Source organism: Vibrio sp. ZF57, from assembly GCF_001691235.1.
Classification (GTDB): Bacteria; Pseudomonadota; Gammaproteobacteria; order Enterobacterales; family Vibrionaceae; genus Vibrio; species Vibrio crassostreae_C.
The window spans coordinates 1-23416 of sequence record NZ_MAKD01000040.1 but is presented as its reverse complement, the minus strand read 5'-3'; the positions used below and the strand labels follow the sequence as shown (position 1 = coordinate 23416).

The 23416-nt window shown below is 44.5% G+C and carries 22 protein-coding genes; 5 read left to right on the top strand and 17 right to left on the bottom strand.

Annotated features, from left to right (window positions below):
• Positions 1-229 precede the first annotated feature (229 nt).
• Positions 230-1093, bottom strand: coding sequence for a protease HtpX (htpX, locus tag A6D97_RS04020; RefSeq protein WP_065583863.1), 864 nt, complete (start codon positions 1091-1093; stop codon positions 230-232).
• A gap of 277 nt (positions 1094-1370) precedes the next feature.
• Between htpX and A6D97_RS21950 the strand changes: the two genes are divergently transcribed.
• Positions 1371-1538, top strand: coding sequence for a hypothetical protein (locus A6D97_RS21950; protein WP_017060256.1), 168 nt, complete (start codon positions 1371-1373; stop codon positions 1536-1538).
• 114 nt (positions 1539-1652) lie between these two features.
• On the opposite strand, the gene bioD is transcribed toward A6D97_RS21950, so the two are convergent.
• Genes bioD through bioB form a run of 4 tightly spaced genes read right to left on the bottom strand, consistent with a single transcriptional unit; the run spans position 1653 to position 5387 of the window.
• Positions 1653-2336 carry a dethiobiotin synthase gene (gene bioD / locus A6D97_RS04015; RefSeq protein ID WP_017060255.1) on the bottom strand — a complete coding sequence of 228 codons (684 nt, stop codon included), beginning with the start codon at positions 2334-2336 and terminating at the stop codon, positions 1653-1655.
• Entirely contained in the window at positions 2333-3136 is an 804-nt protein-coding gene (bioC, locus tag A6D97_RS04010; protein WP_017060254.1) for a malonyl-ACP O-methyltransferase BioC, read from the bottom strand. Before bioC ends, bioD begins: the two co-directional genes overlap by 4 nt.
• Positions 3137-4348: an 8-amino-7-oxononanoate synthase gene (gene bioF, locus A6D97_RS04005; RefSeq protein WP_017060253.1), complete on the bottom strand. Its 1212-nt coding sequence runs from the start codon at positions 4346-4348 to the stop codon at positions 3137-3139.
• Positions 4335-5387: a biotin synthase BioB gene (bioB, locus tag A6D97_RS04000; protein ID WP_016792500.1), complete on the bottom strand. Its 1053-nt coding sequence runs from the start codon at positions 5385-5387 to the stop codon at positions 4335-4337. Before bioB ends, bioF begins: the two co-directional genes overlap by 14 nt.
• A 159-nt stretch (positions 5388-5546) precedes the next feature.
• Here bioB and bioA point away from each other — a divergent pair, with 159 nt between their 5' ends.
• Positions 5547-6824 carry an adenosylmethionine--8-amino-7-oxononanoate transaminase gene (bioA, locus tag A6D97_RS03995; RefSeq protein ID WP_065583862.1) on the top strand — a complete coding sequence of 426 codons (1278 nt, stop codon included), beginning with the start codon at positions 5547-5549 and terminating at the stop codon, positions 6822-6824.
• A gap of 124 nt (positions 6825-6948) precedes the next feature.
• On the opposite strand, the gene A6D97_RS03990 is transcribed toward bioA, so the two are convergent.
• From A6D97_RS03990 to lrp, 6 genes are all read right to left on the bottom strand, one after another.
• On the bottom strand, positions 6949-7215 hold the full coding sequence (locus A6D97_RS03990; RefSeq protein WP_017060251.1) for a DksA/TraR family C4-type zinc finger protein: 267 nt from the start codon (positions 7213-7215) through the stop codon (positions 6949-6951).
• Positions 7216-7436: 221 nt separating this feature from the next.
• Entirely contained in the window at positions 7437-8744 is a 1308-nt protein-coding gene (gene serS / locus A6D97_RS03985) for a serine--tRNA ligase (RefSeq protein ID WP_017060250.1), read from the bottom strand.
• Positions 8745-8886: 142 nt separating this feature from the next.
• Positions 8887-10242: a replication-associated recombination protein A gene (locus tag A6D97_RS03980; RefSeq protein WP_240492690.1), complete on the bottom strand. Its 1356-nt coding sequence runs from the start codon at positions 10240-10242 to the stop codon at positions 8887-8889.
• A 64-nt stretch (positions 10243-10306) separates the two neighbouring features.
• Positions 10307-10903, bottom strand: a complete 597-nt coding sequence (lolA, locus tag A6D97_RS03975) for an outer membrane lipoprotein chaperone LolA (RefSeq protein WP_017060248.1) — start codon at positions 10901-10903, stop codon at positions 10307-10309.
• Between the two features lie 75 nt (positions 10904-10978).
• Positions 10979-14155, bottom strand: coding sequence for a DNA translocase FtsK (locus A6D97_RS03970; RefSeq protein WP_065583861.1), 3177 nt, complete (start codon positions 14153-14155; stop codon positions 10979-10981).
• Positions 14156-14318: 163 nt separating this feature from the next.
• Positions 14319-14813, bottom strand: coding sequence for a leucine-responsive transcriptional regulator Lrp (lrp, locus tag A6D97_RS03965; protein WP_004734558.1), 495 nt, complete (start codon positions 14811-14813; stop codon positions 14319-14321).
• A 156-nt stretch (positions 14814-14969) separates the two neighbouring features.
• Between lrp and ald the strand changes: the two genes are divergently transcribed.
• Positions 14970-16094, top strand: coding sequence for an alanine dehydrogenase (ald, locus tag A6D97_RS03960; RefSeq protein WP_017060246.1), 1125 nt, complete (start codon positions 14970-14972; stop codon positions 16092-16094).
• A gap of 155 nt (positions 16095-16249) precedes the next feature.
• On the opposite strand, the gene A6D97_RS03955 is transcribed toward ald, so the two are convergent.
• A complete protein-coding gene (locus tag A6D97_RS03955; protein WP_065583860.1) occupies positions 16250-17452 on the bottom strand; it encodes a methyltransferase in 1203 nt (400 codons plus the stop codon).
• 140 nt (positions 17453-17592) lie between these two features.
• Positions 17593-18567, bottom strand: coding sequence for an HTH-type transcriptional regulator CysB (gene cysB / locus A6D97_RS03950; RefSeq protein ID WP_017060244.1), 975 nt, complete (start codon positions 18565-18567; stop codon positions 17593-17595).
• Positions 18568-18889: 322 nt separating this feature from the next.
• On the opposite strand from cysB, the gene A6D97_RS03945 reads away from it, so the two are divergent.
• Both A6D97_RS03945 and miaE read left to right on the top strand, forming a co-directional pair.
• The gene (locus A6D97_RS03945; RefSeq protein WP_017060243.1) at positions 18890-19654 is read left to right on the top strand and encodes a hypothetical protein; all 765 of its coding nucleotides are present in this window, start codon (positions 18890-18892) and stop codon (positions 19652-19654) included.
• 143 nt (positions 19655-19797) lie between these two features.
• A complete protein-coding gene (gene miaE / locus A6D97_RS03940; protein WP_017060242.1) occupies positions 19798-20553 on the top strand; it encodes a tRNA isopentenyl-2-thiomethyl-A-37 hydroxylase MiaE in 756 nt (251 codons plus the stop codon).
• 104 nt (positions 20554-20657) lie between these two features.
• Here the strand turns inward: miaE and pyrF are convergent, their stop codons facing one another.
• The 4 genes from pyrF to ihfB form a co-directional block, all read right to left on the bottom strand.
• A complete protein-coding gene (gene pyrF, locus A6D97_RS03935; RefSeq protein WP_017060241.1) occupies positions 20658-21353 on the bottom strand; it encodes an orotidine-5'-phosphate decarboxylase in 696 nt (231 codons plus the stop codon).
• Positions 21354-21477: 124 nt separating this feature from the next.
• Positions 21478-22653 carry a lipopolysaccharide assembly protein LapB gene (gene lapB / locus A6D97_RS03930; RefSeq protein WP_017060240.1) on the bottom strand — a complete coding sequence of 392 codons (1176 nt, stop codon included), beginning with the start codon at positions 22651-22653 and terminating at the stop codon, positions 21478-21480.
• Between the two features lie 12 nt (positions 22654-22665).
• Positions 22666-22938 carry a lipopolysaccharide assembly protein LapA domain-containing protein gene (locus A6D97_RS03925; protein WP_017065308.1) on the bottom strand — a complete coding sequence of 91 codons (273 nt, stop codon included), beginning with the start codon at positions 22936-22938 and terminating at the stop codon, positions 22666-22668.
• A gap of 129 nt (positions 22939-23067) precedes the next feature.
• Positions 23068-23352: an integration host factor subunit beta gene (gene ihfB, locus A6D97_RS03920; RefSeq protein WP_017060238.1), complete on the bottom strand. Its 285-nt coding sequence runs from the start codon at positions 23350-23352 to the stop codon at positions 23068-23070.
• Positions 23353-23416: the final 64 nt, after the last annotated feature.

The window sequence follows — 23416 nt, the reverse complement described above, 5'->3', positions numbered from 1 at the left end:
AACTAAATCTATCGCCACAAGAATCGTCAACATAAGAACACCAAGCCTTCTCCAATTGATCGACTCGTCTCCTACTGATTCAATTTAATCACCTAGCGACAACTGCACCTCATATCTCATACTTCATGTCTCAACACTTGTTATCTTAAACGCCAAGATCAAAAAAGACCTCCCGAAGGAAGCCTTTCAAATGTATCTTGTCGATTAGCGACTGAAGAATACGTAGCGATTACATGTTACGTAGAGAAGCAATACGCTTGTCTAGCGGCGGGTGGCTCATTAGAAGCTCAGTTAGAGACTTCTTACCGTTGATACCAAACGCCATCATAGAACCTTCTAGTTGTGGCTCATGGCTCACCTTTAGACGCTCTAGCGCTGCAATCATCTTCTCTTTACCAACCAAGTGCGCAGCACCTGCATCAGCATGGAACTCACGGTGGCGGCTGTACCACATGGTAATGAAGCTCGCTAGGAAACCAAATACCAGTTCCAGCACCATAGACACACCGAAGTACACCATCATGTTGCTGCCACCCTCTTCTTCGTTGTCATTCGACGCAACAATGTTGGCGATGAAACGAGATAGGAAGATAACGAACGTGTTCACAACACCTTGCATTAGGGTCATCGTCACCATGTCGCCGTTTGCGATGTGGCTAACTTCATGCGCTAATACCGCTTCAGCTTCGTCACGTGTCATGTTGTGCAGAAGGCCTGTTGATACCGCTACCAATGAATCGTCACGCTTAGCACCTGTTGCGAATGCGTTGATGTCTGGCGAATCGTAGATCGCCACTGTTGGCATACCAATACCAACTTGTTGAGCTTGACGGCTTACCGTCTCCATCAACCAATGTTCTGTTTCGTTACGTGGGCTTTCAATGACCATGCCGCCTACCGAGCGTAGCGCCATTTTCTTTGACATCATTAATGAAATGAATGAGCCGCCAAAACCAAATACCGCAGCCATCACCAATAAACCTGAGAGGCTACCGGGTTGCATACCTGTAACTGCGTATACAACATTAAGAACAACACTTAGTACCAATACAACCGCTAGGTTAGTTGCAAGGAACAACATTACTCGCTTCATTACTTATCTCCGCATGAAAGCTGTTTTTATAAAACTTATTGTTATAGACAAGGCAGACAGCAATAGATTCCAACCTTGAAGACTTATACTTACTTATACATATAGTCTTAGATTAAGAAAACAAGGTTAAGCATTAAATTGCAACATTTGATTACGAGACCATATCCGAATTAAATCCACTCTATTAGACCTAAGTCGTATGGTGTCGATATAACAATCCGTTTACAGTGACTTCAGATGATTTATTGGCTAGTCCATGTACAAAAAGGAAAGGATCATGGTTGAAGGTACTAACACTCAAATGGCTATCGATTTACTGTGCTGTCACCTAGGGATTACTGAAGAAGAAGCGAAAAAGCAGGTTGGAATCCTAACACCGCAAACGGCACAGACAAAAATCACAGAAACTCAGCAAGCTTTAATGGGACTGACTAAAGAACATTAGTTCTAAGCTTGTTTATTAAAAGACCGGTTGTTTATCAACTCAAGGTCTAAAGGCTTAAAATAGCAAAAGGGCTGCAATCGCAGCCCTTTTCTTATTTAGTACATAACGTGGTAATTAAAGCGCAAGCAAAGGCTGCACATCAATGTACTTACCAATGTTTTTAGACTTCGCTTTTGGGACGTAAGGGATTTCACCTAACTTAGGTGCACCTAACTTATCTTCAAGCATCGCAATAATATCTGCGTAGTGCTCAGTACCTGGATTGATACGGTTTGCGACCCAACCTACTAGGTTTAGGCCATCAGCACGAATCGCTTCTGCCGTTAATAGAGCGTGGCTCAAACAACCAAGTTTAATACCCACAGTCAGTACCACTGGCAGTTGCTCTTTTTTAACCCAGCTAGAAAGATATTCATCGTCTGAAACCGGGACTCGCCAACCACCAGCACCTTCAACTAACACGATGTCAGAGTTTTTCTTATGCTCTTCTAGCTTCGCTGATAATACCGCCTCATCAATTACAACACCATCATGCTTAGCAGCGATGTGAGGCGATGATGGTAGCAACAACGCGTATGGATTGACGTCTTCGTAAGCAATATCTTGCGTCGCCGCTTCTTGAAGATGCAGTGCATCACTATTACGTAGTCCTTCAGGGGATTTTTCACTCCCTGCAGCAACTGGCTTGTAACCAATTGTTGATAAATCTTGTGCGGCCAAAGCTTGAAGAATCGCTTTTGAAACCACAGTTTTTCCCACTTCGGTATCCGTACCTGCAATGAATAATGCATCAATCATAATTGAATAACCCCTAAACAAACTTGATATGTTGCTGGTAAGAAACCTTGATGGTTCTTAAACTCTCGATATTCCCGATCAACAAGCTGCAACATGCGACGACTTGTTAAACCTTGTGAGCGACCACTTACGTGATTAGCGCCGATACCTTTAAGGTCGCGCATCAGTTCAAACGCAGTGTCGTACCAAACGGTGATGGTGGGCAAGTCTAGTTGATGAACGGTACAGCTAGATTGCGCTAACGCAATTTTTACCTTATTGATTGTAATAAAATGGTTAACGTGTTGATGTGCGTCAATTTTGGACCACGACTTTTTCAGTTCAAACAGCGACCCATCAAGCAAAGTTGAGAAAATAACACGCCCACCAGCCGCTGTAACACGCTTCATCTCTCTCAAAGGCGACGACAAATCGTCACACCATTGCAACGCAAGGCTAGAGAAAACGATGTCAAAGCACCCATCTTCAAACGGCAATTGTTCGGCATCGGCTTGTTGATATAAAGATACAGATGCACCACACCGCTTCTCTGCTGTTGCTAGCATTCCAACAGAAAGATCAGCGCAAACCACTTCGGCGCCTCGTTTTACAAGTTGCTCGGAGAAATAGCCAGTACCACAACCTAGATCCAGCACCTTAAAGCCTGACAGATCGCTGGGTAATTTATCCAGTAATCGGTGGCCAACATCGCGTTGAAATTCAGCGTGTTTGTCATAGGTTGTTGCCGCTTTACCAAAGGCTTCGGCAATCGCACTCTTATCTTGGCCAACGTAATTATGCACTACTGCTTCTTGTGACATTTACTGAGCCTCTTTATTTGATTCAAAGCTTGGATGGATACCCGGTTCAGTGCTTAAGTCGATGTTTCGTTCAATGGCTTGATGCAACGACCTGGTTAACTGGAGAATCTGTTTTGGGCTATGGTTAGCTGTTAACGTGATTCGTAATCGAGCAGTTCCAGCAGGTATGGCTGGCGGCCTTATTGCGGTCACCCAAACTTGGTTTTGCTTTAACTCTTCAGCTATTGATAATGCCGCTTGTGCTTCACCTATCACAAATGGCTTAATCGGAGTCTGAGTATCCACAAAGCCTTTCAAGCCGCTCACCTGCTCTGCATAGAGAGACCCTAACTCAGTCAGCTTTTCTCGGCGCCACTCTTGAGTTTGAGTCATCTTACAGGCATGAGATAAAGCCACCGCTTGTGAAGGTGGCATCGCCGTCGAGTACACATGATGACGAGCAAACTGAGTTAAGTAATCACCCACTTCTGACGAACAAAGAATCGCAGCACCAGAAACGCCAAATGCTTTGCCAAAGGTCACCACCAAAATATCGGGGGAGATTTGTGCTGCACTGCAACTCCCAGCTCCTTTATCACCTAATACGCCGATACCGTGGGCATCATCAACCGCCAACCAACTGTCGTATTGATGAGTCAGGTTAGATATCTGGCTGAGAGGCGCTTGATCGCCGTCCATGCTGAATACGCCCTCAGTGACGACCAAGGATTGTAGAGATCGGCTTAATAGAGACTCTAGATGCTGCGTGTCGTTGTGTTTAAAGCGTTTCATGGTTGCATGAGAAAGCATCCCCGCTTCCATCAAAGAGGCGTGATTAAGCTTGTCTTGCAGCAGAGAGTCGTCTTTTTCGAGCAGAGAAAACAACAAGGCTTGGTTCGCACTGAAACCAGAACTAAAGAGAATCGCACGTTCAAAGCCCAACCATTCACACAGCTGAGCTTCTAAATTTCTATGAGCAGGACTAAAACCCGTGACCAATGGCGATGCCGCACTGCCAGCACCATAAAGGGAAAGCCCCGCTTGCCACGCCTCTACCAATTCAGGGTCGTTCGCCAAGCCTAGGTAATCATTACTCGAAAAATTAATAAAGCGAGAACCTTCGCAATTAAGCAAAGGACCATTACTGTTTTCGAGCACTTTAAGTTGACGAGTTAGCCCCTGCTCACGGCGTTGAACAAGGGCATCTTTGATACGGGATTTAAACAGTGGCATCGTAGAACATGTCATCTTTCGTTGGACGAGCAGCAACGCGCTCCACTACTTGATCTAACAGTTCGTTTTCTTGAATTTCATCAGGCTTCTGAGCCACTTGTTGGCTGTTGATGCCTAACTTCTTAAACAGCTGCATGTCCGTGTCTTCATCTGGGTTTGGCGTAGTCAGTAGCTTACAACCGTAGAAGATAGAGTTCGCGCCAGCCATGAAGCACATCGCCTGCATCTGTTCATTCATATTCTCGCGACCTGCAGATAGACGAACCGCTGACATTGGCATCATGATACGAGCAATCGCAATCAACTTAATGAAGTCAAAAGATTCAACATCATCGACGTTTTCCATCGGTGTGCCTTTCACTTTCACGAGCATGTTGATTGGCACACTCTCAGGGTGTACCGGAAGGTTCGCTAGCTCTACCAGCAGGCCTGCACGGTCATTGGTACTTTCGCCCATACCAATAATGCCACCAGAACAGATCTTCATACCGGCATCACGTACGTGAGATAGCGTATCTAAACGATCTTGGTAAGTACGAGTGGTGATGATGCTGCCGTAAAACTCGGGAGACGTATCAAGGTTATGGTTGTAGTAATCCAAGCCTGCATCCGCTAACTCGCCAGCTTGATCAGGGGTTAACATGCCTAGTGTCATACAGGTTTCTAGACCCATACCTTTCACACCTTTGATCATATCAGTCAAGTGAGGCATATCGCGTTCTTTCGGGTTTTTCCACGCCGCGCCCATACAGAAACGAGTCGAGCCCGCGTTCTTGGCTTTTTGCGCCGCATCCAAAACACGCTCTACTTCCATTAGGCGTTCTTTGTCGACATCCGTTCGGTAGTGAGCACTTTGAGGACAATACTTACAGTCTTCAGGACAAGCACCGGTCTTAATCGATAGAAGCGTACTCACCTGCACGTGGTTGTGCTCTTGGTACTGTCTATGAACCACTTGAGCTTCAAACATTAAATCCATAAACGGTTTTTCAAGCAGCGCTGTTACTTCAGCAACTGTCCAGTCATGACGAACTTCCACGTGTCGATCCTTTTTTATTATTTGATGTTTCATCTCTATCAATAGAGATTGCATTTATGCTTGGCTAGTCTACCGACAAGCTTTAGACTGTCAACACATTGATAATATCAAAAGTTTACATATGGTTATTTTTTAACCGCACCAAGAATGGAAGTTACTATGGATCTCGCCTTTGATCGCCAGCATATCTGGCATCCCTACACATCAACGTTAACACCTCTGACCTGCTATCCAGTCACCAACGCAGACGGTGTTCACCTAGAATTAGAAGGCGGAAAACGAATTATTGATGGTATGTCATCTTGGTGGTCAACCATCCACGGCTACAATCACCCTGAGCTAAACGCTGCAGCTCATAGTCAAATCGATAAGGTTTCACACGTTATGTTTGGTGGCATCACCCACCAGCCCGCTATCGATCTATGTAAGAAGCTTTTGAATCTCGCGCCAAGTAATCTTGAGCATGTATTTTTGGCCGATTCAGGTTCAGTTGCCGTAGAGGTTAGCCTCAAGATGGCATTGCAATATTGGCACGCTAAAGGACAACCTCGTTCAAAGTTCCTCACACTAAGAGATGGCTACCACGGTGATACCTTTGCGGCGATGTCAGTGACCGACCCTGACAATTCGATGCACAGCCTCTACAAAGGCTTTTTGCCGGAACATATTTTCGCTGATTCGCCAAAAACAGGCTTTTGGGATGAGTGGAACTCAAGTGACATCGATAGTTTTAAAGAAAAGCTGGCAGCACACCATCAAGAAGTCGCAGCGGTGATCTTAGAGCCTATCGTTCAAGGGGCTGGCGGCATGCGCATCTACCACCCTGAGTTCCTAAAACAAGTTCGCTTGCTGTGTGATGAATTCAACGTATTGCTGATCTTGGATGAGATTGCGACCGGATTTGGCCGCACAGGGGAACTGTTCGCTTGTGAGCATGCCGATGTTCAACCGGACATATTATGCGTAGGCAAAGCTTTAACTGGTGGCTATATGACATTGTCAGCGACGCTTGCGAGTAAGGAAGTTGCTGACACCGTATGTGGCGGTGAAGCCGGTTGCTTTATGCACGGGCCTACCTTTATGGGTAACCCTCTAGCTTGTGCTGTAGGTGCAGCAAGTTTATCCATCATCGAGCAAGGCCATTGGAAAAATCAGACTCAACAGATTGAACAACTCTTTTCTGAGTTGCTACCACCGTTGCGAGAGCATGATCTTGTCAAAGACGTGCGTTGGTTAGGCGCTATTGGCGTTGTTGAAACACATACACCTGTCGATATGGAAACCATTCAAGCGCACTTTGTAGAGCAAGGCGTTTGGATCCGTCCGTTTGGTAAGCTAATTTATATGATGCCTCCGTTTATTATCAAACCACAACATATTGAGCAATTGGTCGCTGCTATCGACACTGCATTACAAAATACTCATTGCTTTAAATAAGGCGTTTATTGCTCTAAACAAGAGCGACGATTATTTCTATATATCTTCATTAATAAATCATTTAATTAAACTAAAAGGCCTTACATAAAAGTAAGGCCTTAACTGCTTGAAGGTAACCGTCAGTTTAACGTAATTGGCTATCTTTACTTGCTCGACGGTTAAACAATGAATGTCGATGTGCGTCATGCTCTAATATTGACTGACATTCTATACACAAACGAACGCCTTTGATCGCGCGTCGTCTTTGTTCCGGAATCTCATCACCACACTCATCACAATAACGCAAACCCTCACCACCTCGAAGGTTTCCTCTTACACGAGAGATCTCATCATCAATGGTATTTTGTATTTGCTGGCTGACACTATCGTCACCAGCCCATCCTACGGCCATAAGCCCTCCTCAGTATTTGAAAGAGAAAATCTATACCTACCGCGGTAAGAGCATATTATAGCCACATTTAAGGATTGTAATAATTATCAAAATCAATAAAACAATATTACACATAGGTAACAAAAATTATTTATTTCTCGCCACTGCACTATTCTATAGGCAATAAAAAACCCAGCCTGTTGGCTGGGTTTTATAAGTAACCTAATGCTTAATCAATCTAATTAACCGATGTGCGTTACGCCGCCCATGTATGGTTGAAGTACTTCTGGGATAGCAATACGGCCATCTGCTTCTTGGTTGTTCTCAAGGATAGCAACCATAGTACGACCAACAGCAAGACCAGAACCGTTTAGTGTGTGTACAAGTTCAGGTTTTTTCTCGCCTTTACGACGGAAACGAGCTTGCATACGACGCGCTTGGAAATCCCACATGTTTGAACAAGAAGAAATCTCACGGTAAGTCTCTTGTGCTGGAACCCATACTTCTAAGTCGTAAGTTTTCGCAGAACCGAAGCCCATGTCACCTGTACATAGAATCACTTTACGGTAAGGAAGCTCTAGAAGTTGAAGTACTTTCTCAGCGTGGCCAGTTAGCTCTTCAAGCGCTGCCATTGAGTCTTCTGGCTTAGTGATTTGTACTAATTCAACTTTGTCGAATTGGTGCATACGGATAAGACCACGAGTGTCACGACCGTAAGAACCCGCTTCAGAACGGAAACACGGCGTGTGAGCTGTCATCTTAAGTGGCAGTTCAGCTTCATCAGTGATCGTGTCACGAACCATGTTCGTTACCGGTACTTCCGCAGTAGGGATAAGCGATAGAGTCTTAAGAGGTACGTCACTTACTTGCTCAGTTAGCGGGCTTGTGTGGAACAAGTCTTCGCCGAACTTAGGAAGTTGACCAGTACCGTAAAGGCTATCGTGGTTCACTAGATACGGTACGTACATTTCTGTGTAGCCGTGCTCATCAGTGTGAAGGTCCAGCATGAACTGAGCAATAGCACGGTGTAGACGTGCAAATTTGCCTTTCATCACGATGAAACGAGAACCCGAGATTTTAACTGCGCTAGCAAAATCAAGACCGCCAGACATTTCGCCAAGATCGACGTGATCTTTCACTTCAAAGTCGTAAGTCTTAGGTTGACCCCAACGAGAAACTTCTACGTTATCGTCTTCATCTTTACCATCTGGCACTTCTGCATCAGGTAGGTTAGGAATAGACATTGTGATCGTTTCTAGCTCAGATTGAAGATCAGCCAATGCTACTTTAGCTTGGTCTAGTTCTGCGCCTAAGTTGCCTACTTCTGCAAGGATACGCTCAGCTTCTTCATGGTCGCCTTTTGCTTTCGCTTGACCAATGGACTTCGATCGAGAGTTACGTAACGCTTGTAGCTCTTCAGTTTTCATCTGAAGGGACTTACGTTTTTCTTCAAGTTCACGAATTGTCTCTACATCAAGGGTGAAGCCTCGACGTGCTAATTTTGCCGCTGTTTCATCCAGCTCAGCTCGAAGTAATTTAGAATCCAGCATTGCTAATCCTATGCTTTAGTTATTTGAATATTCAGTAGCTTGCTACTGAATCACTGCTAAACCCCTAAAACTGGTGTTATTTCGACCAATTTATAACGATTTAATTGAAATTTTATGACTAGGTAACGATATCCAAAAAAGACTACTTTTCATAGCGTTTTTGTGGGCTTTTTGCGTCCAAATCCGCCAGATAATCTAGCTTCTCGCCAATTTTGGTCTCTAAGCCTCGTTTTGTTGGGAAATAGTATTGCTTCTCTCCCATTTCAGGAGGCAGATACTTTTCACCAGCGGCGTAGGCTCCTGGTTCGTCATGAGCATAACGGTATTCTTGCCCGAAGCCCATGTCCTTCATCAAAGTTGTCGGTGCATTTCGCAAATGATGCGGCACTTCATATTCAGGAAGATTGTGAGCATCTGTTAACGCTTGCTTCCACGCGGTGTAAACGGCGTTACTCTTTGGTGCACATGCGAGATAAACAACCGCCTGCGCAATCGCACGCTCCCCTTCAGCAGGGCCAATGCGCGTGAAGCAATCCCAAGCCGACATCGCTACCTGCATGGCGCGAGGATCAGCGTTACCGATATCTTCAGAAGCAATCGCCAGCAAGCGTCTAACGATATACAAAGGATCACAACCCGCAGCAATCATTCGTGCTGACCAGTACAAGGCCGCATCAGGGTTTGAGCCACGAATTGACTTATGAACCGCGGAGATTAGGTCGTACCAAATATCACCCTTGTTATCGAAACGAGCGACTTTCTCACCAGCCACTTCAGCCAACAACTGCAAGGTTATCGCTTTCTCGCCTTTATCGTTGTCTTCTGCCATGTCATACAGCAGTTCAAGGTAGTTAAGCGACATACGCGCGTCGCCGTTAACCAGTTCTGCAAGGCGATCTAAAACATTATCAGCAAAATCAACAGGCACATCACCTAACCCACGTTGCTTATCTTCAATCGCTTGGCGAATGACAAGAGAAATATCATCTGTGTTCAGGGACGTCAGTTTGTAGACACGCGCACGTGACAACAAAGCGTTGTTCAGTTCAAAAGATGGGTTTTCTGTCGTCGCACCAATAAAGGTCACGGTGCCATCTTCGATATGAGGCAGAAAAGCATCTTGCTGACTTTTGTTAAAGCGATGGACTTCGTCCACAAACAGGATGGTTCTGCGCCCTGCTTGCTTGTTCTCGCGCGCTTTTTCAATTGCAATACGAATGTCTTTTACGCCCGAGGTTACCGCCGATACGCGTTCCACTTCAGCATTCGCATAGTTTGCTGCAACTTCGGCTAACGTCGTTTTACCGGTGCCCGGAGGCCCCCACAAAATCATCGAGTGGATATGGCCCGCTTCCAACGCTCTGCGAAGTGGTTTACCTGGGCCTAATATATGCTGCTGACCGATGTACTGTTCGACAGTTTCCGGTCTCATACGAGCAGCAAGGGGACGAAAATCTTCGTCCCCCGCAAAATCTAAGCTGTAATTACTCAATTGCAATCTCTTGATTCGTTGATGGCATTAATGCCTATCGACGTACTACCAAACGATCTGCTTGTTTAGATCAGTTTCTTTGGTCGTCGACCTCGACACCTTCCGGTGCCACAAAAGTAAAGCGGTCTGCTGCAGGTTTACCCAAATCAACATTGCTAAAGGTAAACTCACCTTTTTGACCGTCTTGTTCAATCACATTAAAGCCCTGAACAATGCCCTTTTCGGTGATATTAATCTGGAAGTCGCCCTGATTAGAATCGACAGCAGTTGGCGTTAGCGTGAATTGGTTACCCGTTTGCGCCACATTATAGTTATCCCAATCACTTTCTTGGTTACGTGTAAGCAGGACAAAAGGTGTCTGTGATGTCGCTTGCTCTTGCCAATAAATGCTCACTTGCTCAATGAACGGGCTGTAGTACCACAAGCTTTGGCCATCAGATACCAACAAGTTTTCATCAGGGAACGTGGTCTCCCAGCGGAACAGGCTTGGGCGTGCAATCTCTACCGTGCCCTCACCTTCCATAACAACATCACCATCAGGGCTGGTCACGACTTGTTTAAAGTCAGCGCTGAAGCCTGCGTTTAATGCCAAGCGGCTACTCAACTCTTCTTTCGGAGAAGCAAACACTGAGAAGCTCATAAATAAAAGTGCGAATACTTTTTTCATCAATAATCCTGTTAGAACATAAGTCGGTCATATTTTCGATTTGACCGACTGAATAGTTATGAGTTCCTACCGGAACTAATCTTTTGGTGGCGCTGGTGCTAAGACTTCTCGGTTACCGTTATGACCTGGAGCACTTACGATACCTTGAGCTTCAAGTTGCTCGACAATACGTGCAGCACGGTTGTAGCCAATCTTGAATCGACGCTGTACGCCTGAAACTGAGCCACGACGTGAATGAACAACGTGTTCTACCACTTGATCAAACAGAGGATCGACCTCTTCATCACCTTCCATCTTCTCACCCGGAAGCAAGGTTTCTGGGGTTTGTTCGCCGTTGGTGATTTCATCAATATAGTTTGGCTTACCACGCGCTTTCCAGTTATTCACGACTGCGTGTACATCGTCATCAGATGCAAAGGCACCGTGAACACGAGTTGTATGGCTAGAACCAGGAGGCAAGTAAAGCATATCACCCATGCCCAATAGTGATTCCGCACCACCTTGGTCAAGGATAGTTCGTGAATCCGTTTTAGTTGATACCGTAAAGGCCACACGGGTTGGAATGTTCGCTTTAATAAGACCAGTAATAACATCCACTGATGGACGTTGCGTCGCTAGGATCAAGTGAACCCCCGCCGCACGTGCTTTTTGTGCCAAACGTGCAATCAGTTCTTCAACCTTCTTACCAACCACCATGATTAGGTCGGCAAATTCATCAACGATAACCACAATGTAAGGCAGTTTCTCAAGCAATGGCGCTTCTGGGTCCATGCTGTCGCCCGGCTTCCACAGTGGATCGTGAATTGGGTGACCCGCTTCCGCTGCCATCTTAAGCTTATCGTTGTAACCTTTAATGTTACGAACGCCTAATGCTGACATCAGCTTATAACGTCGTTCCATCTCGCCAACACACCAACGAAGGGCGTTCGACGCATCTTTCATGTCGGTTACCACTTCAGACAATAGATGAGGAATACCCTCATAAACCGATAGCTCAAGCATTTTCGGGTCGATCATGATGAAGCGAACATCTTCCGGTGATGCTTTGTAAAGCATACTCAGAATCATTACGTTCACACCTACCGACTTACCAGAACCGGTTGTACCTGCAACCAGAACGTGAGGCATTTTCGATAGATCAGCAATAACGGCTTCACCAGCGATGTCTTGTCCTAGAACCACTGTCGTTGGCGATTTCGCTTCTTGGAACTGAGGGCTAGCAACCACGTCTGAGAAGAATACCGTTTGGCGACTCATATTCGGCAGTTCTAAGCCAACATAAGGTTTACCCGGAATCACTTCTACGACACGTACTGCCAATGCAGAGAGCGAACGCGCTAAGTCCATAGAAAGGCCAGAAATACGGCTTACTTTCACACCTGGAGCCAGATCAAGTTCGAATCGAGTGATTACTGGACCTGGGAAAATGTCGACAACGTCTGCTTTGATCTTGTAGTCCGCTAGCTTAGATTCAACAAGACGAGCAATTGCCTCTAGCGCATCACGGTCAATAAAGGTTTCACGCTTTTCAGGGTGGAATAACAATTCAAGCGTGGGTAATGGCTCAGCAGGCTTAGGTAAATTAACATCTTGTTGAACCAAGAACGGATTCTGCGCCGCTGCCATATTCGCTTGGGCTTCAGAAACAATGCTTTGGAATGCGGCGACATCTTGATCTTGATCTTGATGCGCAGGTTCTTCTTCCGTTACTTCTTCCCAAGGAAGATCAACAGTTGGCTCTAGGTTTTGTGCTGTTGGCTGTTCAGGTTCTGAATGTTCTTCTTGATAAGGGAAAGGTTCAAACTGTTCTTCGATTAATGCTGCGTCAGCTAATTCAGCTTCAGCCTGTTCTGATTCAAGCTCTGAGCCCTGTTGGTAGCTTTGCTCTTCCGTAACATCAAACGGTGAAGGTTGTGCAGAGAAATCGTCTTCCACGGTTGCTTCTGGCTCGCCCATAGGTGAAGCGTATAAAGATTCAGGTTGAACATCTTCAGAACCAAATTCGCCATTTACTTGTGGTGAGCTATCTAATTCTGGTTCAGCACTTCTAAGGTCAGCATGAGCAGGGCCAACTTCTGGTTGTTCGTTCTGCATGTATTGTTGGTAAGCAACCTGAGAATCATGCGCGTCAACCTGATCTTGTTCTGCTAGGTCATCTTCATACATGGCCGCATTTTCTAGCTGCTCTATCGTTGCATTCAACTGTTTAGAGCGCTCAATACCTTCTTCTAGCGGTTCTTCTGGCGCTTGGTAAACAGCTGCAGCAGGGATCGTTTGCTCTGACTCAATTACCGCTTGAGGCTGAACCTGAGGTTCTTCATGAACAGGAGCTTCTTGTTTCGCAGGAGCATCGACAGGCATATGAATATTGTAATGACGCTTCGGCGATGCAGCATTGTCTCGCGCATTTGTCGCCATGTCTGCCGACTCATTGGTCGCAGAAAAACTCATCGCAGGATCTAGCGGATCATGCTCTGTTGATTCTTTGTTGCCTTCTATAGCAGGAACATCGCGGTAAGTTGGCGCTTGATGCTGCTGATGACGTTCTTCGATTAAATCGCGGTCTGCTGATTCTCTTAATTGAGGCTCAAGCAGCTCTTGGTCTTGGCCACGAGCCTTATTAACAGTAGACGTGAAAAATTTGATGGCACATTCACCCAACCATTCCACAATGCTTAGCCAAGAGATACCGGTTAATAGAGTGAAACCAGCACCCCATAAGAAAAGAAGAACCAGCGTACTACCAAGAACATTCAACGTTGGAAGTGCAAGGCTTGTTAAAACGTCACCTACCACGCCACCGGATGAAAAGTACCAGATGTCGTCAAAGTTGATATCCGCTAAACCACAACTCGTAAGAATTAGGATAGTCAGGCCAAGTAAGCGAGTGCCCCACAGCATGAAGTCGATCTGCTCGTCTTCATTACGTTTGCGGAATAAAACCCACGCAGCAACCGTCACTAAGATAGGCAGAGGGTAAGCCAAAGAGCCAAATACGAAGAAAAGCGTATCCGCCAACCAAGCACCTAGGTAGCCACCCGCATTTTGAATGTCACCACCCCACGCCGTTTGCGACCATGATGGGTCTGCAGGACTAAAAGTTAATAACGCAACGGCAAGTAGAATAGAGAAGAGAACACCGAGAATCAGACTGCACTCTTTGAGACGTTGAGAACCACTCAAACGAGGAGACTGAGGCTCTTCACTCGTTTTAATGATTGTTTCTACTTTATTACTGCTCTGCTTGAACATAAACCAACTTAATAATTAAACGGGATAAAAACATCTCGAGCGGCCAAAGCCGCTCGTTTCAATGAAACTACTGTTGATTTAACCATATCAAACAGAAAAACCCAATTCCAGAAAGCAAGAAAGCGGAACAAATGTCCGCTTTCTTTCATTTCACCAATTGTGACTAACGAGTTTTAATCACAAGTTGATTGGTTTGTTTCACTTCTTCCATTACTACGTAAGTTCGAGTGTCGTTTACGCCCGGTAGACGAAGTAACGTATCACCCAGTAGCTTACGGTAAGCACCCATATCAGATACACGTGTTTTTAGAAGATAGTCAAAATCACCCGACACTAAATGACACTCTTGGATGTCATCCAGTTTCTGCACAGCGGTGTTGAATTGTTCGAACACATCTGGCGCACCACGGTTCAACGTAATTTCAACAAACACTAAAAGTGAAGCATCAAGGTACTGTGGGTTCAGCAACGCTGTGTACCCAGTAATGTAACCTTGACGTTCTAAACGACGAACACGTTCAAGACATGGAGTTGGAGAAAGTCCTACTCGTTTTGAGAGTTCAACGTTTGAGATACGACCGTCTTTTTGCAACTCATTAAGAATGTTGCGGTCAATACGATCTAGTTCCTTGGACGGCTTCTTATAATTGTCTGCCATTTTTTATTCCACCTTATTACTTCCTTGCAAAAAAATATACTACAACTTTTTAATATTCAGTATCAAATTTTATCTAAACCTATCTATACTAGATATTAATTCGACAGAATTACCCTACATATAGATAAAACAACCAAAATAAAATGAGGAGTCAGGATGATCATTGGCGTACCTAAGGAAATCAAGAACCACGAATACCGCGTTGGTATGACCCCAGCTAGCGTGAGAGAACTAATCTCACACGGCCACCAAGTTTTTGTAGAAACCAATGCCGGTACTGGTATCGGTTTTTCAGACGATGATTACATCGCTGTAGGCGCATCCATTCTTCCTACTGCTGCTGACGTTTTCGCGAAAGCAGAGATGATTGTAAAGGTTAAAGAACCTCAAGCTGTCGAGCGAGCTATGCTTCGCGAAGGGCAAATATTATTTACCTATTTACACCTTGCACCAGATTTTCCACAAACTGAAGAGCTTATCAAGAGCAAAGCTGTCTGCGTAGCCTATGAGACTGTAACAGATAATATGGGTCGCTTGCCACTATTAGCACCAATGTCTGAAGTAGCTGGTCGTATGTCTATTCAAGCAGGTGCACAAACATTAGAGAAATCTAACGGTGGTTGTGGTCTTCTTCTTGGTGGCGTTCCAGGTGTTGAACCAGCAAAAGTTGTTGTTGTTGGTGGCGGTGTTGTAGGTGCTAACGCAGCACGTATGGCTGTAGGCCTTCGCGCTGATGTTACAATTCTTGACCGTAACGTAGATACACTGCGTCGACTTGATGAAGAATTCCAAGGTCGCGCAAAAGTGGTTTATTCTACTGAAGACGCCATTGAGAAGCATGTTCTAGAAGCAGACCTAGTAATTGGTGCAGTACTAATTCCTGGCGCAGCAGCTCCAAAATTGGTTACAAAAGAGCACATCGCTAAGATGAAGCCAGGTTCAGCAGTTGTTGATGTTGCAATCGACCAAGGCGGTTGTTTCGAGACTTCTCACGCAACCACTCACGCAGACCCAACTTACATTGTTGATGACGTAGTTCACTACTGTGTTGCAAACATGCCTGGCGCTGTTGCTCGTACTTCAACTTACGCACTAAACAATGCAACACTTCCTTACATTGTTAAGCTAGCGAACAAAGGCTACCGCGAAGCACTTCTATCTGATGAAGGCTTCCTAGAAGGTCTAAACGTTATTCACGGTAAAGTAACTTGTAAAGAAGTTGCAGAAAGCTTTGACCTTGAATACGTAGACCCAGCAGAAGCAATCGCAATGTTTAACTAATGATGTAATGACTAACTGAACGCAATAATCTTCTCGTTGAAGCGTTCAGTTAACTCATACACATTAAACAAAAAGCCAGTACGACATTATGTCGCGCTGGCTTTTTTGCATTAATGGATTTAGTTCGTAAAAACACGTAACAGTACGGTTTACCACTAGCGCTCGATTTTAACCCCATGAATCAATAGATTTCTTGGCGTAATACTGCGTTCACAGAACTCTTCAATCGTAGCTTCATAACCTTGCTCTTGCAGATAGATAGCGCGATCTAAAGCCAGCCATATCTCTAATGGTCGTCTAAAGACTTGTTGAACCAAACTCAGCTTTTCCATTTCCCAGAAAAGCGCTTCGCCTTGAATCAAATAAGAGTCAAAATCAATATCTGAGCCCAGCGATAGCTCTTTCACTTCAGATGCCCAACGGCAGAAAGATTCAAAACCCTCAGCTAACTCTGATTTTTTGATGCTCGGTACAGGAATGTATTCGTCAATGTTAAGTTCAGCCTTAAGCAACTGGCTGAAGCCTAGACGATAGCTCATCTCTAGTTGACGATGTCTTTTTACTCTTTCACCACCAGTAACGGTTTCTTGAAGCGGGATTCTCAAGTCGCTCTTACTTAACGTTAATGCTGAGCTTTTCGCGATAGAAGACATCGCTTGATAGTTTTCGTCTCGAATAAGATGATAACAACAAGGAGAAATAGTGACCGCTGGTAGCCCATGTGACACTGACTTTTTAACTAGCTCAACATGAAGATCACCACAAGCATGAAGGGCCACGGCATGTTGGTACGAATTAAACACGTCATCGGCCTTGTCTGAAAACGCATCTCCTTGAACAAAATCCATCGCTAACTTCTGGTCATCCGCAATCTTTTGTCCGCTTTCGCATAACGATTGCTGCCATTCAAAGCTAGTGACTTTTTGATCCGATTGCTGAGATAGGATTCGACCAAGAAAGCCTTTACCAGAACACCACTCGAGCCACTCTTTGCCATGGTGATGGCATAATGCAGCCTCGCCCATTGCGACAATTTGATGTAGCTTTCGGCCAGGAATACCATCAGCAGTACCACGTGGGAGGTCTAAACCAACCAAAGCTGTGTTATTGAACTGGATGTTTTGGGTAGCAGTATCTAATTCAGGTAGGAAACGAGTCAGTTCTTCGACCAAAAGCTGAGGCTGCTCTTTTAAGGTTTGAATACTCTCATTATCTAAGCTTTCTAACCAATCAACGAGTGGACGATTGACCTCTTTCCACGGCTGCTGTTGAGTTTGACATAGGTGAAAAGGCTCTGAACGCCAGTAAATCTGGTGCTCTAGCAAAAATGAATCGAGTATTTTAAATCGTGAATGCATGCTTCCCCCTATTATGCGTGGATTGTAGGGGTAAGAGGTCGAAATGGAAAGGCCCGATAAAGAAAACGAAAACTAAAAGCCCAAAAGAAAAACGGCCTGCAAATACAGGCCGAATAAGAATCAAAATTTACACGATGAGATTAACGAACTGGCAGTTCGATATCTTTAAACATCTCTTCGATCTCTTCGTTCGATTTCAAAGAAATAGCTTGCTCAACCACAGGGCGAGTTAAGTGCGGTGCAAAACGCTCCATGAAATCAAACATGTAAGAACGCAAGAAGGTGCCTTTTCTAAAACCAATGCTGGTTGTGCTCGCACCAAATAGATGGCTCGCATCAATCGCAACCAAATCAGTATCTTGTTCGTGGTCAATAGCCATACTTGCAATTACACCAACACCAATGCCCATACGAACGTAGGTTTTGATTACGTCTGCATCGGTCGCAGTAAACACAACACGCGGTGTTAAACCTACTTTGTTAAACGCGGTATCAAGCTCAGAACGGCCAGTGAAACCAAATACATAAGTCACGAGAGAGTAAGCCGCAAGATCTTCGATCGTGATATTACGCTTCTGTGCCAGGGGATGATCTTTGGTCACGACGATCGAACGGTTCCAGTGGTAACAAGGCAGCATAATCGCATCTTGGTAAAGGTGTAGCGCTTCCGTTGCAATCGCAAAATTCGCTGTACCTTTAGCGACGGCTTCTGACATTTGGCTTGGCGTACCTTGGTGCATGTGAAGCGATACTTTAGGGTAACGCGCCGTGAAACCTTTAATCACATCAGGCAGTGCATAACGAGCTTGAGTATGAGTCGTTGAAATATTCAATGTACCCATCTCTGGATGAGTGTGCTCACCCGCTACCGCTTTAATACTTTCAACGCGTGCCAAAATCTCTTGAGAGATACGAATGATATCCTCACCCGCTTGGGTAACCTGCGTTAGATGCTTGCCGCTACGCTCAAAAATCTGAATACCTAGTTCGTCTTCAAGTAATCTAACTTGCTTACTAATGCCAGGCTGAGATGTGTACAAACTCTCTGCTGTAGCTGAAACATTTAGGTTATGGTTTACAACCTCAACAATGTACTTCAGTTGCTGTAACTTCATATCTAACCTCGTAATCCTTTACTCATTTCTGTGCTAACTTATTTGCAAAGAGAGCGTTATAGTCGCGTGTAATATAATTAATAGTTATAACGCTTCGAACACAAAAATGACAGAAAAATTGAGTTTTTCTAGCTTAACAAACAAAAATATCACTAACGCTTTGCAACCCAACCCTCATTCTCATACATTAGTTGGTAAGTTTTGATTGCCGATTTCGCTCAACAAGAGATAATCAGAAATTGCAATTTACGAGTGCCGATACACAATGGAATCGTGTATCCTCTCCAGTTAGCTATAGAAAATAATAAGCAGACTCAAATATATGAATATTGGTTTAATAATCGTCTTAGTAGCCGTTCTTTTGGTGTTAGTTTTAGGCTACAACATCATGCTTCAATATAAAGTTAAGGTAGAAACAGCGAAGAAACAGGAAGCTTCTCGTTATCTAACCATTATTGACGGTACAGAAGAACTGATTGGCAACGCTCATCACATGCCGTTTAGCCAAGATCTTCTTGTATGCTTAAACAATCGAATTCTTGATGCATTAGAAAACATGTATCAACTCGATCCAAAAAATAAGCAGCTTGCCCAACGCATTGAAAGCGTAAAACAACAAATCACTCAGCTAAAAGAGAACTACAAAGGTGGCGAGAGTACCGCTTTCCGCGTACCAAGTAGTGACAAGCAAGCGATCATGATGCTTAAGTTAGTTAAACGCCTGCGTGATACGGTGCGCAACGAGCACAATAAAGGCCGTTTCGAGACTCAAGCTTATGTGGTTGAAAATGCTCGCCTAGAAACAATTCAAATCCGTATTAACATTGAAAATGTTATCAAACGTGCAAACGATTCGATTTCTCGCGGACAACCGGGAACAGCGATTCAGCTATTACGTAAAGGTATTGATGCTTTGGCGACTAAGAACGACTCGTACTCTAATCAAGCCAAAGAAAAGCTTCAACAGATGCTTAACGAGCTTGACCAGAAACGCCAAGACAAAAACGCTCAAGATTTGCAGCAGATGGAATCTAAAGAACGAGAAGACGATATGGATGCCCTCTTCGGTCAGAAGAAGAAATGGTAACAGTCTAACTCAACACTTAAAGGCCGCCTTATTTACATTAAATAGGCGGCCTTTTTTGTAGCTGTTGAATTTCCTTTCTCTGTATAGGGAGATCTCTTGAGCTGTGATAAAATCCCCGCATTATCAACAAACTTTCCCTGACCATGTATCAAGAATTACTCGCTCCAATCCACTCTTTTCTTAAAGCCGAAACGCCAGATTCATGGATAGATGAAGCCAAAAAGCCAGAAAATCTTCACATCATTCTACGCGATCACATGCTGTGTGAACTTAAGGCGGCACAGAGTGCTTTATTCCTTATTCGCAAGTACGCCGTCGATAAAGAAAGCGCGAAGCAACTGAATGAATGGATTTTGCCATACGAGCAATTTGCTTACCGTCGTATCGGAGACTTAGAGTCTCTGCGTGGTAAAAGCAACGTATCCAAGCAAATCACAGCGAAAGAAGGCTGTAATTACGGTGCTGACCTAATCGATAAGATGGTTTTACTGATCAAAGAAGAGCTGCATCACTTCTACCAAGTCATGGAGTTGATGGAGAAGAAAGGCGTGACTTACCAGCCAATCGAGGCGGGTCGTTACGCTAAGGGCTTGATCAAACAAGTTAAGACTTACGAGCCTGATGCTCTGGTTGATAAGCTTATCATCGGTGCGTTTATTGAAGCTCGCTCTTGTGAGCGCTTCGCTAAATTGGCTCCTTTCTTGGAAGAAGACATGGAGAAGTTTTACGTGTCTCTACTTCGTTCAGAAGCTCGCCACTACCAAGATTACCTTGAGCTAGCAGAACAGATCGCAGGGAAAGATATTTCAGAGCGTATTTCGCACTTTGCTCAAGTAGAAGCTGATCTTATCACTTCAGAAGACAGCGACTTCAAATTCCATAGTGGTGCTCCGGTTTAGGCTCCACACAGAGCATTCAGTCCAGTTTAGACTAATCCAGACTAAAAAATTAAGGCCAGCAATTTGCTGGCCTTCTTTATTTATATCTCAATCCAAATATAGACTTAAGCAAGCGTACCGTTGATCTCTGCAAGTACAGCAGCAGGGTCTATCGCTTGCGTAATCGGACGACCAATAACAAGGTAGTCTGAACCTGATTCAATCGCTTTAGAAGGCGTCATGATGCGCTTCTGGTCACCAACATCTGCGCCGACAGGACGAATACCTGGAGTAACTAGCTTGAACTCTTGACCAAGTGCACCTTTAAGCAAAGAAGCCTCTTGTGCAGAACATACAACACCGTCTAAGCCAGAGTTTTTCGTTAGAGAAGCCAAGCGCATCACGTGTTGTTGTGGTTCAAGATCCAGACCGATACCCGCTAAGTCAGATTGCTCCATACTGGTGAGTACCGTTACACCGATTAACAGTGGACGATCTTTGCCATAAGGTTCTAAGATTTCGCGAGAAGCCGTCATCATACGCTCACCGCCACTTGCGTGTACGTTCACCATCCAAACACCCAGTTCAGCGGCAGCACGGACTGCTTTTGAACATGTGTTCGGGATGTCGTGGAATTTAAGGTCTAAAAATACTGAGAAACCACGCTTATGTAATTCACGAACAAATTCAGGGCCAAACAGGGTAAACATCTCTTTGCCCACTTTTAGGCGGCAAGATGCTGGGTCAATTCGATCGACAAAGGCTAACGCATCCGCTTGATTATCATAATCCAAGGCTACAATGATTTTTTGGTCGTTCATTTCATCTCCTAACGCAGTTAACTTTCTAAAAATTTCTAATCACCTAAACAGGTGATAAATAACAGTCATAAAAATGCAGCCCGAAAGCTGCAATTAATAATTTGGTCTTAAAGTGACCACAAATCTATTCACCATCAAGCCCACGAATAGGCTTGATCGTCCCCCACCCTTTACATGAAGGGCAGTGCCAATACAAAGAGTGTGTCGAGAAACCACACTGACGACAACGGTAATGAGGCTTAACCTTAAGCTGTTCACCAACCATAGATTGAAGTGTGGTTAAGCTGTCTTTTGCTCGGCCTTCTTCTGCTTCCGCTAGGTGGTAATCGATTAATCGATAAAAACCTTTCATGGTTGGATTTTTAACAAGCTGCTTTGTCAGTAACTCTTGAGCAGAGCCTACATCTTCATGGTGAGCAACCAATTGCGCCAGCATCAGTTCGGCAGATACACCGGCTTTCTTCTGAATACACGCTTTGAGGAACTCGACCAATTGAGCTTCTTGTCCAAGCTTGTGGTAACACTCAGCAAGGGTTGGCAACACCTCACTGATAAAATCGATATCTTGTTCAAGTACCGATTCAAGACAATCAATTGTCTTTTGGTAATCTTCGTTCGCTAAGTGGAACTTCCCTAGTGCGATACTTGCGCGAACACATTTAGGGTCTTCAGAAAGCGCCTTCTTAAAATGCTGAAGCGCTTTAGAACGATTACCATCGGCTTGTTCTTGCATTGCAAGCTCACACCAGAAATGCGCGACTGTGGCACGCATCTTCATTTTTTTCTTGCCGAGCTTAACTAAGATATTTCCGTAATGGATAGCCTTGTTCCACTCACGGGTCTGCTGATAAATAGCCACCAACTGCTGTAAAGCGCCCTCTTTATGGTCAGGTTCTTCTACAAGTTGTTCAAAGATTTTTTCAGCGCGATCAAGGAAGCCAGAGACCATGTAGTCTTTAGCTAATTGTTGCAGTGCGAGATTTTTCTGATCGAGGGTAAGCCCCGAACGAGAGATGAGATTTTGGTGAATACGAATAGCGCGGTCGACTTCGCCTCTTGAGCGGAACAAGTTGCCCAAAGCCAAGTGAGTATCGATGGTTTCATTGTCTACTTGAAGCAGCTCAATGAAGTGATCAACCGCTTTGTCAGATTGGTCTGACAGTAATAGGTTCAAACCCGTCACGTATTGACGGGAGATCTGGTGTGATTGCTTTTGTTTTTCTTGCTGAGCATTACGATTACCCATATACCAGCCATAAGCGGCTGCGATGGGCAAAAGTAAGAACAGTAACTCTAACATCAAATATAGCCTTTAAGCTTTAGTATCAGCAGCGACCTGCTTTGATTGCTTATTGAGTTGCTTCTTCAAGCGATGAATTTTTAGCTGAGACCGCATGTGCATATTACCAAAGACTAACCAAGCAAGGGCGAAGCCTGAAACGAATACAACACCTAATAAACTTGATAGGTGGAAGTCACCTTGCGCTAGCAGATAGTTGAAATTCACAGTTGCTTGGTTTTGAGAGCCTAAAGCCAGTGCAATTAGGAAAAGTGCGATAACGGCGACTATTTTTATAATTTTCATAGTTCATCACTCATTGGTTGGTTAGCTGTACGATTATGCAGGAAAATTACTAATCAGACCACCATATTATGGTCATAAAAAAGCGGCATACATTATAGTATGCCGCTTTTCTTAATTCCGATAAGTAGGCTACATTCCTGAGTTTACTCGTTCACGCAACTCTTTACCTGGTTTGAAGTGAGGAACGTATTTACCTTCTAACTCAACCTTGTCACCAGTCTTTGGGTTACGTCCAACACGAGGCTCACGATAATGCAGAGAAAAACTGCCAAAACCGCGAATTTCGATTCGATCACCACTTTCTAGTGTTGAAGCCATATGCTCTAAAATGTCTTTTACAGCGTCTTCAATTTCTTTTGCAGAAAGATGCGTTTGCTCAGCGCACAGTCTTTCAATCAATTCAGACTTAGTCATAGTTACCCTCGTTGGTTTTCTTTTTAGAAATTATAGACCTATCGGAAAAATAAGCAAAAAAAAA

What these genes read in the sequence shown, in the direction of transcription:
- htpX (WP_065583863.1), bottom strand. Translation starts at nt 1,093, where the DNA reads ATGAAGCGAGTAATGTTGTTCCTTGCAACTAACCTAGCGGTTGTATTG.
- A6D97_RS21950 (WP_017060256.1), top strand. Translation starts at nt 1,371, where the DNA reads ATGGTTGAAGGTACTAACACTCAAATGGCTATCGATTTACTGTGCTGT.
- bioD (WP_017060255.1), bottom strand. Translation starts at nt 2,336, where the DNA reads ATGATTGATGCATTATTCATTGCAGGTACGGATACCGAAGTGGGAAAA.
- bioC (WP_017060254.1), bottom strand. Translation starts at nt 3,136, where the DNA reads ATGTCACAAGAAGCAGTAGTGCATAATTACGTTGGCCAAGATAAGAGT.
- bioF (WP_017060253.1), bottom strand. Translation starts at nt 4,348, where the DNA reads ATGCCACTGTTTAAATCCCGTATCAAAGATGCCCTTGTTCAACGCCGT.
- bioA (WP_065583862.1), top strand. Translation starts at nt 5,547, where the DNA reads ATGGATCTCGCCTTTGATCGCCAGCATATCTGGCATCCCTACACATCA.
- A6D97_RS03990 (WP_017060251.1), bottom strand. Translation starts at nt 7,215, where the DNA reads ATGGCCGTAGGATGGGCTGGTGACGATAGTGTCAGCCAGCAAATACAA.
- serS (WP_017060250.1), bottom strand. Translation starts at nt 8,744, where the DNA reads ATGCTGGATTCTAAATTACTTCGAGCTGAGCTGGATGAAACAGCGGCA.
- lolA (WP_017060248.1), bottom strand. Translation starts at nt 10,903, where the DNA reads ATGAAAAAAGTATTCGCACTTTTATTTATGAGCTTCTCAGTGTTTGCT.
- A6D97_RS03970 (WP_065583861.1), bottom strand. Translation starts at nt 14,155, where the DNA reads ATGTTCAAGCAGAGCAGTAATAAAGTAGAAACAATCATTAAAACGAGT.
- lrp (WP_004734558.1), bottom strand. Translation starts at nt 14,813, where the DNA reads ATGGCAGACAATTATAAGAAGCCGTCCAAGGAACTAGATCGTATTGAC.
- ald (WP_017060246.1), top strand. Translation starts at nt 14,970, where the DNA reads ATGATCATTGGCGTACCTAAGGAAATCAAGAACCACGAATACCGCGTT.
- A6D97_RS03955 (WP_065583860.1), bottom strand. Translation starts at nt 17,452, where the DNA reads ATGCATTCACGATTTAAAATACTCGATTCATTTTTGCTAGAGCACCAG.
- cysB (WP_017060244.1), bottom strand. Translation starts at nt 18,567, where the DNA reads ATGAAGTTACAGCAACTGAAGTACATTGTTGAGGTTGTAAACCATAAC.
- A6D97_RS03945 (WP_017060243.1), top strand. Translation starts at nt 18,890, where the DNA reads ATGAATATTGGTTTAATAATCGTCTTAGTAGCCGTTCTTTTGGTGTTA.
- miaE (WP_017060242.1), top strand. Translation starts at nt 19,798, where the DNA reads ATGTATCAAGAATTACTCGCTCCAATCCACTCTTTTCTTAAAGCCGAA.
- pyrF (WP_017060241.1), bottom strand. Translation starts at nt 21,353, where the DNA reads ATGAACGACCAAAAAATCATTGTAGCCTTGGATTATGATAATCAAGCG.
- lapB (WP_017060240.1), bottom strand. Translation starts at nt 22,653, where the DNA reads ATGTTAGAGTTACTGTTCTTACTTTTGCCCATCGCAGCCGCTTATGGC.
- A6D97_RS03925 (WP_017065308.1), bottom strand. Translation starts at nt 22,938, where the DNA reads ATGAAAATTATAAAAATAGTCGCCGTTATCGCACTTTTCCTAATTGCA.
- ihfB (WP_017060238.1), bottom strand. Translation starts at nt 23,352, where the DNA reads ATGACTAAGTCTGAATTGATTGAAAGACTGTGCGCTGAGCAAACGCAT.